Raw genomic sequence first — 14,189 nt, forward strand, 5'->3', positions numbered from 1 at the left:
ACCGGGCGGCTTCAGCGGTAGTTGGCGAGAATGGCATCCAGCTCGCCATTCGCCTTCATCTTCGCCAGTTCTTCGTTGAACTGGCTGGCAAAGGGCTGCCAGTCTTTACGCAGCATCAGTCGGAACCCGTAATTGCTGATGCCTTCGCTGCTGATGTCGAAATGCTGCCGCAGACCCTCGTTTCTGAGAATCCACTTTCCGACGAGCCGGTCGGCGACCGCGGCGTCGAAACGGTCACCGTGCAGTACAAAGGTGAACATGTCCTTGTCTCTGGCAACATCAAAGCGGCGAATCCGACCTTCCTCGAAGTAGGGCTCAAGCAGCGGATAACGGTAGCCGAGGTGGGTGACAATGGTTTTGGAGATCAGATCGTCCGGGCTCTCGTAGTAAAAGCTGGATTGTGCTGGTACAAAAAACACTTCCTCGATGTCGACTATCGCATCGGTAAACAGGAATTTCTCCGGGTCGTCCGCCCACTCTTGAGCCCTTGGTGTGGCATCGATGTATCCATCAAGCAGCATCTGATCTACACGTTTACGGGGGATTTGCTCAGCGATTACCCGGTATCCAAGCCTCTGGGCTACCTCGGACACCACATCCCACATGATTCCTGATGGTTGGCTCTGGTCACCGATGAGATAGGGTGGGTAACCATTGGGGGAAATATTGAAGCGGAAAACCTTTTGTTCGCCAGAGGCATCCTGTGAGGCAAAAACTGGCGAGGAAAGTGCAGTCAGTACAAGAAGAAGGACGCCAAGAGTGGCATTAACAGGGCGGGGATATCGGTTTTGCATGTGGTGGGGCTCTCTACGGAACAGTACTGTAGGTGGATAATGAACCCGGCTATCATCCCTGCCAGAATTGGCTAATTCTCCTCTCTTGCTTGATCAATTTCAATGATGTGAATTCTATCTTCACACAAGGCAAACGCCGGGGGCCAGGCAGGGCCCCCGGCGAAACAGTCACGCCCAGGCGCGGCGCAGAACTGAGCGGGCATCCTCCAGCGTTACTTCCTTCGGATTAAACATTATGGAACCATCATCCAACGCCATTTCAGCGATGTGGTCCAGCTGTGCCTCGGTTACCTTACCGGTTTCCTTGAGTGTCCGGGGCAGCTGGCAGCGCTTGTACAAAGCATCCCGCAACTTCCGGATCGCGGAAATACTGGCCTCTGCCCGGCGGCTTGCCGGTGTTGCTGCAAAGACTTCGGGGCCCTCGAGATACAGCAAAAGTTCACCCAGGGGTTCCCGGATGGTTTCAAGGTTGTACTCCAGGGCGTAGGGCAGGTAAAGACTCATGCAGAGGCCGTGGGGCAGGTGGCAGACGGCGCCGGTGGCGTGCCCCAGGGCATGCACCAGACCCACCATGGAGTTGGAGAAGGCGATGCCCGCCATGGTCGAGGCTTGCGCCAGCTCCAGTCGTCCGTCGCTGTCTTTCGGGTTGTCCATGACCTGAAGGAGTGACTGGCTGATTTTCTTGATAGCCGCGGTCGCGTAGGCGTCACTCAATGGGTTTTTCGCCATGCAGGTGAACGCTTCGGTTGCGTGGGTCATGGCGTCCATGGCTGTCGCGGCAGTAATGTGCGGCGGCAGGGTGAGGGTCATGCGCGGGTCAATGATGGCCGCGTTTGGCAGCAGGAACGACGACGTGAAGGGCAGCTTGACGCCCTTGGCTTCATCGGTGATGACCGCAACCGATGTAACTTCCGAACCGGTCCCGGCTGTTGTCGGCACCACGAAGAAGGGCTTGAGCGGATGCTTGAGCACACCGGCACCGCTGTACTTGGCGATATCGTCACCACCCTCGGAAACCAGGATGTTGACGGCCTTGCCGGTATCGATCGCCGAACCGCCGCCCACGGCGATGATGGAGTCGCACTTTTCCTGACGATAGATGCCGGCGATATCGCGTACCACCGTGGTCGAGGAGTCAGGCGGAACGTCATCATAGATGGTGGTTATTTCCAGCCCGCTTTCCTCGCAAGCTGCGATCACGGGTTCCAGAAGGCCCGCAGCCCGCACGCCCTTGTCGGTTACGATCATTGGCCGCTTGGCAGCCATTCCGGTCAGCTCGTAAGGGATGTGTTCAAGGGCGGCCTTGCCGGCAATGACTTTTACCGGGCAGAAGAACTCATAGTATTTATTGGTCATCACGCTCTCACTGTCTCAACGAAATTGGTGGCAACTTTCAGGTAAATGCGCGCGGCGCTGATCAGCTTTTCCGGCAGGTGGAGGTCGGCCGGGTATTCCTTCACGGCGCGCTCGGCGACCATTTTCGGCAGGATGAAGGACTCAAGCCGGTTCAGTACCCGCGTCATCCGCACGGCATAGCTGATGTCGCCATCCACCAGCATGCGGTCATTGGCGAAAGCCACTGATGTTTTTTCCTGGAAAGACAGCACCAGGAAAGCGTGGGCGATGTGCTTGAACTGAATCGACAGGTCGATCGGCCGTGGGGCCTTGTCACCGTGGTAACGGAAACGCCCCTGACCGGTATGCTCGACGATCAGCTTTGAGCCATCCGGCATCACCATCATCTCAAACAGGAAACCGTCAGGCAGTGCCCGGGCTTCGTTCTGAACCTTCTCGTCCACCTCGCTCACAGCCTGCAGGGCTCGCCCCATCACCTGGAACATCAGTTCCACGTACAGTCGGCGCGCCTGGAAGACCATGGGCTGGATACGTTTCGCTAGCATGTCCGTCATCCAATCGTTGTTGATGTCATCTGATTTTTAGAGTTATTGCTCTAAAAGTCAATGGAGGCGATGACAGAAGATGTGCGTCAGACCGGCAATCTTGATCCCGGGCAATAAAAAGGCCGGAACCCCTCGGGACTCCGGCCTTCTAAAGTCAACGATTCCGGCGGCAATTATTGCGTGAGTGCCGCCAGTTTACGTTTGGCCTCTTCAGCTACGTCTCCACCGGCTTCGGCGGCCTTGCTGTAATAGGCAATGGCTTCATTCCGGTTATTCTGTTTTACCGCAACATCGCCCAGTCGCAGGAAGGCAATGGAAGTGGGGACGGTTTCATTGGCTTTGGTCAGATTCTCCCTGGCCTTGTCCAGATTGTTGAGCCTCAGAGCATTCAGGCCATTGTAAAGGCGATACTTGAACATCTCGGGGTAGAGCTCCACCGCCTTTTCAAAGTCGGCCGCGGCCTTCTCTGTTTCCTTCTGGTCCTGATAAATGCGGCCGCGAAGGGCATAGAACATGGCTTCCCTTGGCAGCAGACGGATGGCTTCGTTGATCTTGTCCAGCGCAGGCTTCATCTCGCCTTTGGAGGCCAGCTCCATGGCTTTGTCATGGGCATCGTAAGCCGGTTGCAGCGAGCGGAGTTTGGCCATCTTGCGTTCATAGACGTCCTCACCGCGGTAGCCACCCGCGCCAACCTTCTGCACCAGTTCCCGGTTCTCCTGCACGCGTTTCGCTGAGGGCGGGTGGGTTGCGAACAGGCCATCAATGAAACTGGACTGACGCCCTTCGGATAGTTTCAGGAACAGCTCCTGAAGCTCCACCGCCGCCTGTGGGTCATAGCCGGCTTCTTTCATGTAGAGAATGCCGTAGTGGTCGGATTCGAGTTCATCGCCCTGGCTGTATTGCGCCAGCGCAAGTTGCGCCCCAAGGGCAGCACCACCCATGATCAGACCGGCCCATTCGTTGTCCGACAGGGCAAAACCAAGTCCGGCAACGCCGGCGCTGATCAGCATTCCCTGCTGCATGCGCTGAACACTGTGCCGGGCTGCCGCATGAACAATCTCGTGCCCCAGAACCGAGGCAAGCTGAGCCTCGTCGTCAAGCTCTGTCAGCAGGCCACGGTTAATGGCGATCTTGCCTCCGGGAAGGGCCCAGGCATTGGGTACACTGCTGTTCAGAACCACGAATTCGTAGGGCAGGTCCGGTCTGTCGCTGACCCTGGCCATTTTCTGGCCAACCTCGCTTACATAGAGCGTCAGCTCCGGATCCACATAAAACCGACCGCCCTGGGTTTGCTGGGTGGGCACGTACTGCTCGGCGCCCATGGCGAGCTCCTGGCTTTCACCGATCAGCGAAAGCTGATTTTCCCCGGTAACCGGATTGACCGAGCAGCCGCTGAGTGTCAGTGCCAGCGCAATGGCTACCAGGCTGTTTTTGATGGCAGACAGGTTCACAGTAAGCTCCCTTTTGGATGATGCGATGTCGGGTTCGTTCAAAACAGTTGCCCGCTTCCTGAATGGGCAGTTTATAGCACATGATCGGCCATCAGTGGATTACCGCAACCTGCCCGGCGGTGGTGACGAGCAGGCCCTTGGCGTATCATAAGCGTCTGTTCCCGCTCTGTTTCACCAACTTCGCACCCAAGGCAACCCATGAGTAATTTACTCGAACTGATCGCTTTGCTCTGGTTCCTCGTCTGCTGGCTGGGTTATACCGAATACTCGAAACGCCGTGCTGCGGACCGTCCCTGCCTGTCCAACACCCTCGACCTTTACCGGGAGGACTGGATGCGCGTCATGTTGCGGCGGGAAAACCGGATTGCCGATGCGTCTGTGGTCGGAAACCTGGAGCGCAACGGTGCGTTTTTCGCCTCCAGCTGCCTGCTGATTCTCGCGGGTATTATCACCGCCCTCGGCTACACCCAGGAAGTCATGGAAGTATTCAGTACCATGCCATTCGGCACATTGCCGACCCGGGAAATATGGGAACTTCGCATGGTGGTGCTGTTGGTGGTCTTTATCTACGCCTTTTTCAAATTCACCTGGTCCATGCGGATGTACAACTTTGTGTCGGTGATGGTGGGCAGTGCCCCTCCGCCAGACGACACCAAAACCAGCCCCGCTGGCAGGGAGGCGTTTGCACGAAGTGCCGGCAACATCTGCAATCTTGCCGGCGATGCCTTTAACCTTGGGCTGCGGTCCTACTATTACGCACTTGCCGTGGTAGGCTGGTTTATTCACCCGATTGTCTTCATGGCGGCGTCCACGCTGGTTGTTGTCGTTCTCTATCGACGCGAGTTCTGTTCGACGGCACTGGAAGCATTGAGGGCAGGGAAGGTCTTCGAGGAGCCGCTGCCCGGCAAGGCGGAAAACAGCCCAAAACCTAAAAGCTGATCCACAGGTTGAATCTGAATGAACGATGATATCCGACGGAAACGGGTTAGCCGTTTTATAGCCACCCTCAACCAGGCCAACGAGCTTGGTCTGTCGGTTACCGAGGCCACAAAAGGCAGCCTGACACTGTGCCTGCCCTACAGTGACCGCATTATCGGTAACCCGGACACCGGGGTGATTCACGGTGGGGCCATCACCACACTGATGGATACCACGTCAGGGTGCGTGATCCTTTGTGCCCTGGAAGATTTTGAACTCTGCCCGACGCTGGACCTGCGCGTGGACTACATGCGCCCGGCCCAGCCCCGCAAGCCGGTTTATGCCCGGGCTGAAACCTACCGGGTAACCCGGAACATTATTTTTACCCGCTGTGAGGCGTTCCAGGAAGGCGGTGAAACCATCGCCAACTGCGTGGCCACCTTCATGCGTATCGGGAAGGATGCCAGCCCGAAACATTACCGGGACCTGATTACCGGGGGTGAAGAATGACCGATCCTGAAATCCTGCGTTACACCCAGGAGACCGGTGACTTCAGCCGCATGCTCAGCAGCATTCCCTATGCCACCTGGATTGGTCTTCAGTGTGAGCAGTTTGGAGACGACCTGATTTTCCGTCTGCCCTGCAAAGACTCCAACCTGGGTAATCCCATCCTGCCGGCCATCCACGGGGGCGTGATCGGTGGCTTCATGGAGATGTCCGCCAACATCTACCTGATCATGTCCCAGGAAAGTCTGCGCATGCCCCGTATCGTCGATTTTTCCCTGGATTATCTCCGCGCCGGCCTCAACCGGGAAACCTACGCCGAATGCCGTCTGACCCGCCAGGGCAACCGCGTTGCCAACGTGATGGTCAGCGCCTGGCAGAAATCCCGCTCGCAACCCATTGCGACTGCCAGGGCGCACTTCCTCCTCGAAGACTGATCTTGCCTATACTCCGGGGCTTGAAATGCCCCGGTGTGCCCCCACTTTTTGCTCAGACTGAGATTTTTGTGCAGGAGCGAGCACGGAGGCCGTTCCGAAACACGCTGTGAATACGTCCATGTACGCTCGGCTCCGCCATCCATGGCTCCGCACGGTTTCGGAACGGCCTCCGCGCTCACTCTCAAAACTATGAGGTAACTCGGGCACAACGCCGTGCCTGTTTATTCGTTTCAGGAGACTAAAACGCCATGACGGTTGAAGCCAATAAAGAAACGCTTGGATTCCAGACCGAAGTGAAGCAACTGCTTCACCTGATGATTCACTCGTTGTATTCCAACAAGGAAATCTTCCTTCGTGAGCTGATTTCCAACGCTTCAGATGCCGAAGACAAACTGCGTTTCGCAGCGCTGAAGGACGACAGCCTGTATGAAAGCGATCCTGAGCTGAAGATTCGCCTGGATTTTGACGAAGAGGCGAATACCGTCACGCTCACCGACAACGGTATCGGTATGACCCGTGACGATGTTATCCAGAATCTTGGCACCATTGCCCGTTCCGGTACGGCCGAATTCCTCCAGCAGTTGTCCGGCGATGAGAAGAAGGACAGCAAGCTGATCGGTCAGTTCGGTGTTGGGTTCTATTCGGCGTTTATTGTGGCCGACAAGGTGGATGTCTTCACCCGCCGCGCGGGCGCGCCTGCAGAAGAGGGTGTGCATTGGGAGTCCAAGGGCGACGGTGAGTTTTCCATCGAGCAGGTCAATCTGGATAACCGCGGCACCCAGATCGTCCTGCATCTGAAGCCAGATGCCAAGGAATTCGCCAACGGCTGGAAGCTGCGCAGTCTGGTGAAGAAGTACTCGGATCATATTTCCTTCCCGGTTGTCATGAAGGCCGAATCCGACGAAGGTGAGAAAAAGGACGAGTACGAAACCGTTAACGATGCGACAGCGCTATGGACACTGCCCCGTACCGAGATCAAGGACGAGGAGTACAAAGAGTTCTACAAGCACATCGCCCACGATTTTGAAGACCCGCTCACCTGGTCCCATAACAGGGTTGAAGGCAAGCTGGATTACACCAGCCTGCTGTATATCCCGGCCCGTGCACCGTTTGATCTGTACAACCGTGAAGCGCCTCGTGGCCTGAAACTGTACGTGCAGCGCGTGTTCATCATGGACGACGCCGAACAGTTCCTGCCGCTGTACCTGCGGTTTGCCAAGGGTGTGATTGATTCCAACGATCTGTCCCTCAACGTGTCACGTGAGATCCTGCAGAACGACAGCACCGTGGAAAGCATTCGCACCGCGCTCACCAAGCGGGTCCTGGATATGCTGTCCAAGCTGGCCAAGAAGGATTCCGAGCAGTATCAGAAGTTCTGGGGTGAGTTTGGCACGGTATTGAAGGAAGGCCCGGCGGAAGATTTCAGCAACCGCGAGAAAATTGCCGGCCTGCTGCGCTTCGCCTCTACCCACACCGGGGAAAGCACACAGAACGTGTCGCTGGATGACTACATCGGCCGGATGAAGGAAGGGCAGAAAAAGCTTTACTACATCACCGCCGACAACTTCACGGCGGCCAAGAGCAGCCCGCATCTGGAAGTGTTCCGCAAAAAGGGTATTGAGGTGCTGATCCTTACAGATCGCATCGACGAGTGGATGATGGGTTACCTCAGCGAATACGACGGCAAGCAGTTTGAGGACGTCGCTCGTGGCGACCTGGACCTTGGCGAAATCGAGACCGAGGAAGACAAGAAACACAAGGAAGAAGCCGCCGAAGAGCACAAGGACCTGTTGGAGCGCATCAAGAATGCCCTGAGCGACCGGGTGCAGGAGGTGCGTGTAACCAACCGCCTGACCGATTCACCGGCCTGTCTGGTGGTGGGCGATTTCGATATGGGCGCCCAGATGAAGAAGATCATGGAAGCCGCTGGGCAGAAGGTGCCTGACAGCAAACCGATCTTCGAGATCAATGTTGATCATCCGCTGGTCCAGCGACTGGAAAGCGAGAAGGGCGAAGAGCGGTTCAACGAGCTCTCTGCCGTTATCCTGGACCAGGCCACCCTGGCCAGCGGTGAGCAACTCCCGGACCCCGGGGCCTATGTCACCCGTCTGAACCGCCTGCTGCTTGAACTGGCGAACTGATCGCCAATGCAGCAGATTATTGTGGATATCAGCATCAGCCCTGATGAGTGGATCAAGCTCTATCAGGGCGTTGCCACGGATGTTCACACCACGGCCCGGGACGGACGCTCTGTCCGATTCCCGGCCCGTATCCTCTCCCGTTTTTACCTTCGCGATGGCATTCGCGGCAGTTTCCGCATCGTCTTTGACGACGCCGGCAAGTTTTCATCCATTGAGCGGCTCTGACCGACCAGCGCTCCATCCATAAATAAAAACTCTCACAAATTTATTTTTAATTAATTGTATTGAGCCATCGGTCCCGCGCTACGGTGGAGCTGTTCTCGTTAGGCAGGAGCAGATCCATGTCCAATGTAATGTCACTCAGTCGTTCAATCGCATGGCCGGACTTTTTAGACATTCTGGCGAGATATTCAAGTGATTACGCTTGTGCCCAGTAAGGCAGAGAGCCCGCAAACATTGTGGGAAATCCTATAGGCGCACGCTATCCGGGACATAAGAAATACTCAGAGCAGATTATTGGGTGTGTCCTATAGTTAGAAGTGCCTGAATCAAAGCAGTGTCGTTTTGCCAACCCCAATGAGGAGAGAAAAATGACAGACAACAACAGTGCGGGCGGAAAGTGTCCCGTAATGCACGGTTCAAACACTCAGGAAAAAGCCGACGTAGCTGGCTGGTGGCCTGAGAACCTCAATCTCGACATCCTTCATCAGCACGACCGCAAAACCAATCCTCTTGGTGAAGACTTCGACTACCGGGAAGAAGTGAAAAAGCTTGATCACGAAGCCCTCGAAAAAGACATGCACGAGCTGATGACCAACAGTCAGGAATGGTGGCCTGCCGATTGGGGGCATTACGGCGGCCTGATGATTCGACTGGCGTGGCACGCCGCTGGAACCTATCGCCTGGCCGACGGTCGTGGTGGTGCCGGCACCGGTAACCAGCGGTTCGCTCCGCTGAACTCCTGGCCCGACAACGGCAACCTCGACAAGGCACGCCGCCTTCTGTGGCCGCTTAAGAAAAAATACGGCAACAAGGTGAGCTGGGCCGACCTGTTTATCCTGGCCGGTAATGTTGCCTATGAGTCGTTTGGCCTGAAGACCTTCGGTTTCTCTTATGGCCGCGAGGACATCTGGCATCCGGAAAAAGACATCTACTGGGGCGCGGAAAAAGAGTGGCTGGCGCCGTCTGACAGCCGTTATGAAGACGTCGACAAGCCCGACACCATGGAGAACCCGCTCGCTGCAGTGCAAATGGGCCTGATTTATGTGAATCCTGAGGGCGTGAACGGTGTGCCGGATCCGCAGAAGACCGCGGAGCAGGTGAGAACGACCTTTGCCCGCATGGCGATGAACGATGAAGAAACCGCAGCGCTGACCGCTGGCGGCCATACGGTGGGCAAGGCTCACGGTAATGGCGACGCCGATGCCCTCGGCCCGGAGCCGGAAGGGGCTGACGTTGAAACCCAGGGCTTTGGCTGGATGAACCCGAACCTCGACGGCAAGGCGACCAACGCGGTTACCTCTGGCATCGAAGGTGCCTGGACCTCGAATCCGACCAAGTTCGACATGGGCTACTTTGATCTGCTGTTTGGCTACGAGTGGCAGCTGACCAAGAGCCCGGCTGGTGCAAACCAGTGGGAGCCGATCGACATCAAAGAAGAGCACATGCCGGTTGATCCGACTGATCCGTCCGTCCGTCGCAAGCCGATGATGACCGATGCCGACATGGCAATGAAAGTCGATCCGAAGTACCGCGCAATCTGCGAGAAGTTCATGGCAGATCCCGAGTACTTCAAAGACTGCTTCGCCCGTGCCTGGTTCAAGCTGACCCACCGCGACATGGGGCCCAAGTCCCGCTATATCGGACCGGGTGTGCCTGATGAAGATCTGATCTGGCAGGATCCTGTTCCCCAGGGCGAGACCAATTACATTGAGGAAGTGGTCAAGCAGAAGATTGCCGGGGCCGGATTGAGCCTGAACGAGCTGATCTGCACCGCGTGGGACAGTGCCCGTACTTTCCGCGGCTCAGACATGCGTGGTGGTGCAAACGGTGCGCGGATTCGCCTGGCGCCCCAGAAGGACTGGGAGGGTAACGAGCCCGATCGTCTGGATAAGGTGCTGAAGGTTTACGAGCAGATTTCGGCTGACACTGGCGCCAGCGTTGCTGACGTTATCGTGCTTGGCGGTAACCTTGGCATCGAGATGGCAGCCAAAGCAGCCGGCCACGAGGTTCACGTACCCTTCTTGAAGGGACGTGGTGACGCTACCGACGAGATGACGGATGCCGAATCCTTCGATCCGATGGAGCCGCTGGCGGATGGCTTCCGCAACTGGCAGAAGAAGGACTACGTGGTCAAGCCGGAAGAAATGCTTCTGGATCGTGCCCAACTGATGGGACTGACAGCGCCTGAAATGACCGTCCTGCTGGGTGGCATGCGGGTGCTCGGTACCAACTACGGCGGCACCAAGCACGGCGTATTCACCGATCGCGTTGGCCAGTTGACCAATGATTTCTTCGTCAATCTGACTGATATGTCGAATCGTTGGGAGCCGACTGGCAAGAACTCGTACAACATCGTGGATCGCAACAGTGGCAATACCAAGTTCACTGCGACCCGTGTTGATCTCGTGTTCGGTTCCAACTCGATCCTGCGTGCCTACGCAGAAGTGTATGCCCAGGACGACAACGAAGAGAAGTTCGTGAAAGACTTCGTTGCAGCCTGGAGCAAGGTCATGAACGCCGACCGGTTCGACGTCGAATAAGACCTGTAAGCAAGCGATTGGACACCCCGGTTTCGGGGTGTCCGTCTATCAACTTCCCGCCAAATTCCTTACAATCCGCTCCGTGTGATTTTTGATCAGTCTCACCCCGAACAGACCCTGTAATTGCTGGAGCACTCATGCGCATCATTCTCGCCCCAATGGAAGGGCTGGTTGACGCACCCATCCGTGAAACCCTTACCGGGGTAGGCGGCATCGACCGTTGCGTAACGGAATTCGTTCGTGTCACCCATGGTATGCTGCCACCGAGAGTGTTCTACAAATACGCCCCCGAATTGTACAACCGGTCGCTCACTCAAGTGGGCACCCCCGTTGCCGTTCAGCTGCTGGGTTCAGACCCTCACCAGATGGCGCGCCACGGCGTGCGTGCGGCTGAACTCGGCGCCACCCAGGTGGATATCAACTTTGGTTGCCCGGCCAAAACGGTCAACAAGCACAAGGGTGGCTGTGTGTTGATGCGCGAGCCGGAGCTTATGCATGAGATCGTGGCTGCTGTGCGTCAGGCTGTGCCAGCGCATGTGCCGGTCACAGCCAAAATGCGGCTGGGGTATGACGACCGATCCATGGGTGTGGCTTGTGCCCAGGCATTGGAAGCGGCAGGCGCGGCAGAGATTGTCATTCATGCCCGCAGCAAAGTAGACGGGTATAAGCCGCCGGCCTATTGGGAGGAAATCGCCCGGGCCCGGGAAGCTGTCAAAACCCACATAATTGCCAATGGCGAAATCTGGAGTGTCGCGGACTACTGGCGTTGCCGTGAGGTGTCCGGCTGCGATGACGTGATGATTGGCCGTGGCCTGATCGCCCGGCCAGACCTCGCCCAGCAGATCAAGGCCAGCCAGCAGGGCAAAACGGTGCCGGATATGACCTGGCCGGAAGCTGTCGCCCTGGTTCGTGAGTACGCTACGGTTCTTCAGGGCTGGCTTGAGGACCGCTATGTGACCGGTCGTATCAAACAATGGCTTAACTTTCTCCGCCAGGGTTTCGCCGAGGCAGAGGCGCTCTGGCCCGAGGCCCGGAAAATCCGTCAGGTGGCGCCCATGATGGCATGCCTGGAACAGCGGGTTATCCTGACGGACTCCCGCGCTGCCTGATCCTCATTCAAGCGCACTGACTCAATCCCCACGCGTTGACCTTCCCGCCGCCTAAACTGGTATCAACGGGATTGTCGTTCGTATCAATACCGGTACCAATAAAAAACGAGTGGGAGGACGAACAACATGTTCAGAGCAGGTTTGCGCAACACGATGGCCTTTGCCGGAGTGTCAGTCGGTATGCTAGTGGGCGCCGCTATGCCGGCTGCCGCCGACGACCACGTGGTGAAAGTCACACCCCTGGGAAGCCACGATGGTGAGTTCTGTGGCCGGGACCGGGCGCTGGTCTTTGAAGATCCCAATGGCACCCGAATTCTCTATGACGCCGGCAGAACGGTCGCCGGTCCGGATGATCCCCGACTGGGCAAAATTGATGTTGTTCTGGTTTCCCACATGCATGGGGACCATGTGGGTGATCAGCGCATCAGCAAGACCAATCAGGGCACGTGCGGATCTCCAGACACCGGCGTTTCAACATTGCCACAATCCAACACTGTTGATATTGCGGTAAAACACGGTTCAAAAATTGTTACGGGTAGCGAAATGCCCGCCTTCTTTGCCGCCAAGCTGAAAGATGCCGGCGGTGATCCTGCAAACTCGCTGTTGGTTCGGTTCGGTGGCGAGCGTGAGGTTGGCGGAGTGGCAATTACGACCGTGCCGGCTGTGCACAGCAATGGCGTATCGCCTTCGTTCCTCACCGGGCCACTGGCAGAGTATCTGGCTGCCGCGGGTGTTGGCGCCAGTGTCGGACCACCCACGGGCTACGTGCTCAGGTTCTCCAACGGCCTGGTGGTCTACCTGTCCGGTGACACTGGCATTACTGCCGAGCAAAGACTGGTCGTGAAGGATCACTACGGTGCAGGGCTTGTGGTGATGAACATCGGTGATACGTTCACCACCGGACCGAAACAGGCCGCCTACGTAATCAATGACCTCGTGCAACCGAAGGCGGTTATCGCCTCCCACGCCAACGAACCTGCGACCTCCGGTGGCATGGTGCAGGAAGGAACGCGCACGGCTCTGTTCCGGGATTCAGTGACAGTGCCGGTTCATGTGCCCCTCAGTGGCCGCACCATGGCGTTCAATGGCATGGCGAGCTGCGTCTCCGGCTGCAACTGAGGAAACACGGGCACGCAGGGCTGTTGCCGGTCAGTCTTCCATCTCCGGTCGGTAATGGCCCGCGCGAGCGGCACCGTTCAGGCGGGCCCGCTTCAGCATTGCTGCCTGAGCCTCCGGACCATTATCCAGATTGCCGGCCCAGGCCTTCTGTGCCGGTTCCTGCAAAGCCCGTCCGTAAGAGAAGCTCAACTCCCAGGGCTGCGCGCCCATGCTGTTCATGGCGTTCAGATTGAGAGTGGCTTCTTCCGGTGTCTGGCCGCCCGAGAGGAAGAAAATGCCGGGTACCGCAGCCGGTACCGCCCTGCGAAAAACATCGAGAGTCGCTGTCGCCACGGCTTCCGGGGATGCCTTCGGGCTTTCCTTGCCCGGCGTCACCATGCTGGGTTTGAGGATCATGTATTCCAGTGCCACCTTGTGTCGGTAAAGGGCGTGGAACACCTCCCGAATCACCGCCTCGCTGACTTCCGCGCAGCGCTCGATGGAATGGTTGCCATCAATCAGTACTTCCGGCTCAACGATCGGCACGATACCCAGGGACTGGCAGATCGCCGCATAGCGGGCGAGAACCTCGGCATTCGCCTCGATCGCCTGCCGTGAGGGCAGGGTGTCCGATATATGGAACACATCCCGCCACTTGGCGAACCGGGCCCCCTGGTTTTTGTAGATCTCCAGGCGGTCCTCCAGACCATCCAGGCCAAAGGTGATTTCATCACCCGGGGCATTCACAAGAGGGCCTTTGCCCTTGTCTACCTTTATGCCCGGCACAATGCCTTTGCTGGCCAGCAGCTTTGGCATGGGAACATTATCCAGGCTCTGCTGGCCGAGAGTCTCTTCAAACAGAATGACCCCGCTGATGAATTCTCCGAGCCCGGAAGCCGAGAAAATAAGGCTTCGGTACTCCCGGCGCATATCTTCGCTCGACTCCACGCCAACGGCCTTGAAACGCTTGGCAATGGTCGGGTGGCTTTCATCCGCCGCGAGAATTCCCTTGCCGGGCTGAACCAGTTCCCGGACGGTAGAGTTGAGTTCTTCCTGAATGGTCATGGTGAGCTC

General features: G+C 57.2%; 13 protein-coding genes. 8 read left to right on the forward strand and 5 right to left on the reverse strand.

Going from position 1 to position 14,189, the window contains the following annotated elements; all coding sequences use genetic code 11:
* Positions 1–11 precede the first annotated feature (11 nt).
* The 4 genes from AC5JQH_RS19495 to AC5JQH_RS19510 form a co-directional block, all read right to left on the reverse strand.
* Positions 12–794, reverse strand: a complete 783-nt coding sequence (locus AC5JQH_RS19495) for a substrate-binding periplasmic protein (protein ID WP_053114963.1) — start codon at positions 792–794, stop codon at positions 12–14.
* Positions 795–962: 168 nt separating this feature from the next.
* Positions 963–2,150, reverse strand: a complete 1,188-nt coding sequence (locus AC5JQH_RS19500; RefSeq protein WP_014576813.1) for an iron-containing alcohol dehydrogenase — start codon at positions 2,148–2,150, stop codon at positions 963–965.
* Positions 2,150–2,695 carry a hypothetical protein gene (locus AC5JQH_RS19505; RefSeq protein ID WP_008172020.1) on the reverse strand — a complete coding sequence of 182 codons (546 nt, stop codon included), beginning with the start codon at positions 2,693–2,695 and terminating at the stop codon, positions 2,150–2,152. Before AC5JQH_RS19505 ends, AC5JQH_RS19500 begins: the two co-directional genes overlap by 1 nt.
* Before the next feature lie 173 nt (positions 2,696–2,868).
* A complete protein-coding gene (locus AC5JQH_RS19510; protein WP_008172015.1) occupies positions 2,869–4,146 on the reverse strand; it encodes a M48 family metalloprotease in 1,278 nt (425 codons plus the stop codon).
* Between the two features lie 198 nt (positions 4,147–4,344).
* Here AC5JQH_RS19510 and AC5JQH_RS19515 point away from each other — a divergent pair, with 198 nt between their 5' ends.
* The 8 genes from AC5JQH_RS19515 (at position 4,345) to AC5JQH_RS19550 (ending at position 13,136) form a co-directional block, all read left to right on the forward strand.
* Complete coding sequence (locus AC5JQH_RS19515; RefSeq protein WP_008172012.1) at positions 4,345–5,085, forward strand: DUF599 domain-containing protein; 741 nt, start codon at positions 4,345–4,347, stop codon at positions 5,083–5,085.
* Between the two features lie 18 nt (positions 5,086–5,103).
* On the forward strand, positions 5,104–5,574 hold the full coding sequence (locus AC5JQH_RS19520) for a PaaI family thioesterase (protein ID WP_008172010.1): 471 nt from the start codon (positions 5,104–5,106) through the stop codon (positions 5,572–5,574).
* Complete coding sequence (locus AC5JQH_RS19525; protein WP_008172009.1) at positions 5,571–6,005, forward strand: PaaI family thioesterase; 435 nt, start codon at positions 5,571–5,573, stop codon at positions 6,003–6,005. Before AC5JQH_RS19520 ends, AC5JQH_RS19525 begins: the two co-directional genes overlap by 4 nt.
* A 248-nt stretch (positions 6,006–6,253) precedes the next feature.
* The gene (htpG, locus tag AC5JQH_RS19530; RefSeq protein WP_493805887.1) at positions 6,254–8,146 is read left to right on the forward strand and encodes a molecular chaperone HtpG; all 1,893 of its coding nucleotides are present in this window, start codon (positions 6,254–6,256) and stop codon (positions 8,144–8,146) included.
* Positions 8,147–8,152: 6 nt separating this feature from the next.
* Positions 8,153–8,371 (forward strand): DUF2835 domain-containing protein, encoded by a 219-nt coding sequence (locus tag AC5JQH_RS19535; protein WP_008172004.1) that lies wholly within the window; start codon positions 8,153–8,155, stop codon positions 8,369–8,371.
* Positions 8,372–8,736: 365 nt separating this feature from the next.
* The gene (gene katG / locus AC5JQH_RS19540; RefSeq protein ID WP_008172001.1) at positions 8,737–10,908 is read left to right on the forward strand and encodes a catalase/peroxidase HPI; all 2,172 of its coding nucleotides are present in this window, start codon (positions 8,737–8,739) and stop codon (positions 10,906–10,908) included.
* A gap of 137 nt (positions 10,909–11,045) precedes the next feature.
* The gene (locus AC5JQH_RS19545) at positions 11,046–12,017 is read left to right on the forward strand and encodes a tRNA dihydrouridine synthase (RefSeq protein ID WP_493805888.1); all 972 of its coding nucleotides are present in this window, start codon (positions 11,046–11,048) and stop codon (positions 12,015–12,017) included.
* A gap of 126 nt (positions 12,018–12,143) precedes the next feature.
* Positions 12,144–13,136: an MBL fold metallo-hydrolase gene (locus tag AC5JQH_RS19550; RefSeq protein ID WP_493805889.1), complete on the forward strand. Its 993-nt coding sequence runs from the start codon at positions 12,144–12,146 to the stop codon at positions 13,134–13,136.
* A 30-nt stretch (positions 13,137–13,166) separates the two neighbouring features.
* Here AC5JQH_RS19550 and AC5JQH_RS19555 read toward each other — a convergent pair whose 3' ends face one another.
* Complete coding sequence (locus tag AC5JQH_RS19555) at positions 13,167–14,180, reverse strand: class I fructose-bisphosphate aldolase (protein WP_008171996.1); 1,014 nt, start codon at positions 14,178–14,180, stop codon at positions 13,167–13,169.
* Between the last annotated feature and the right edge of the window lie 9 nt (positions 14,181–14,189).

This window comes from Marinobacter sp. H13 (genome assembly GCF_059072335.1).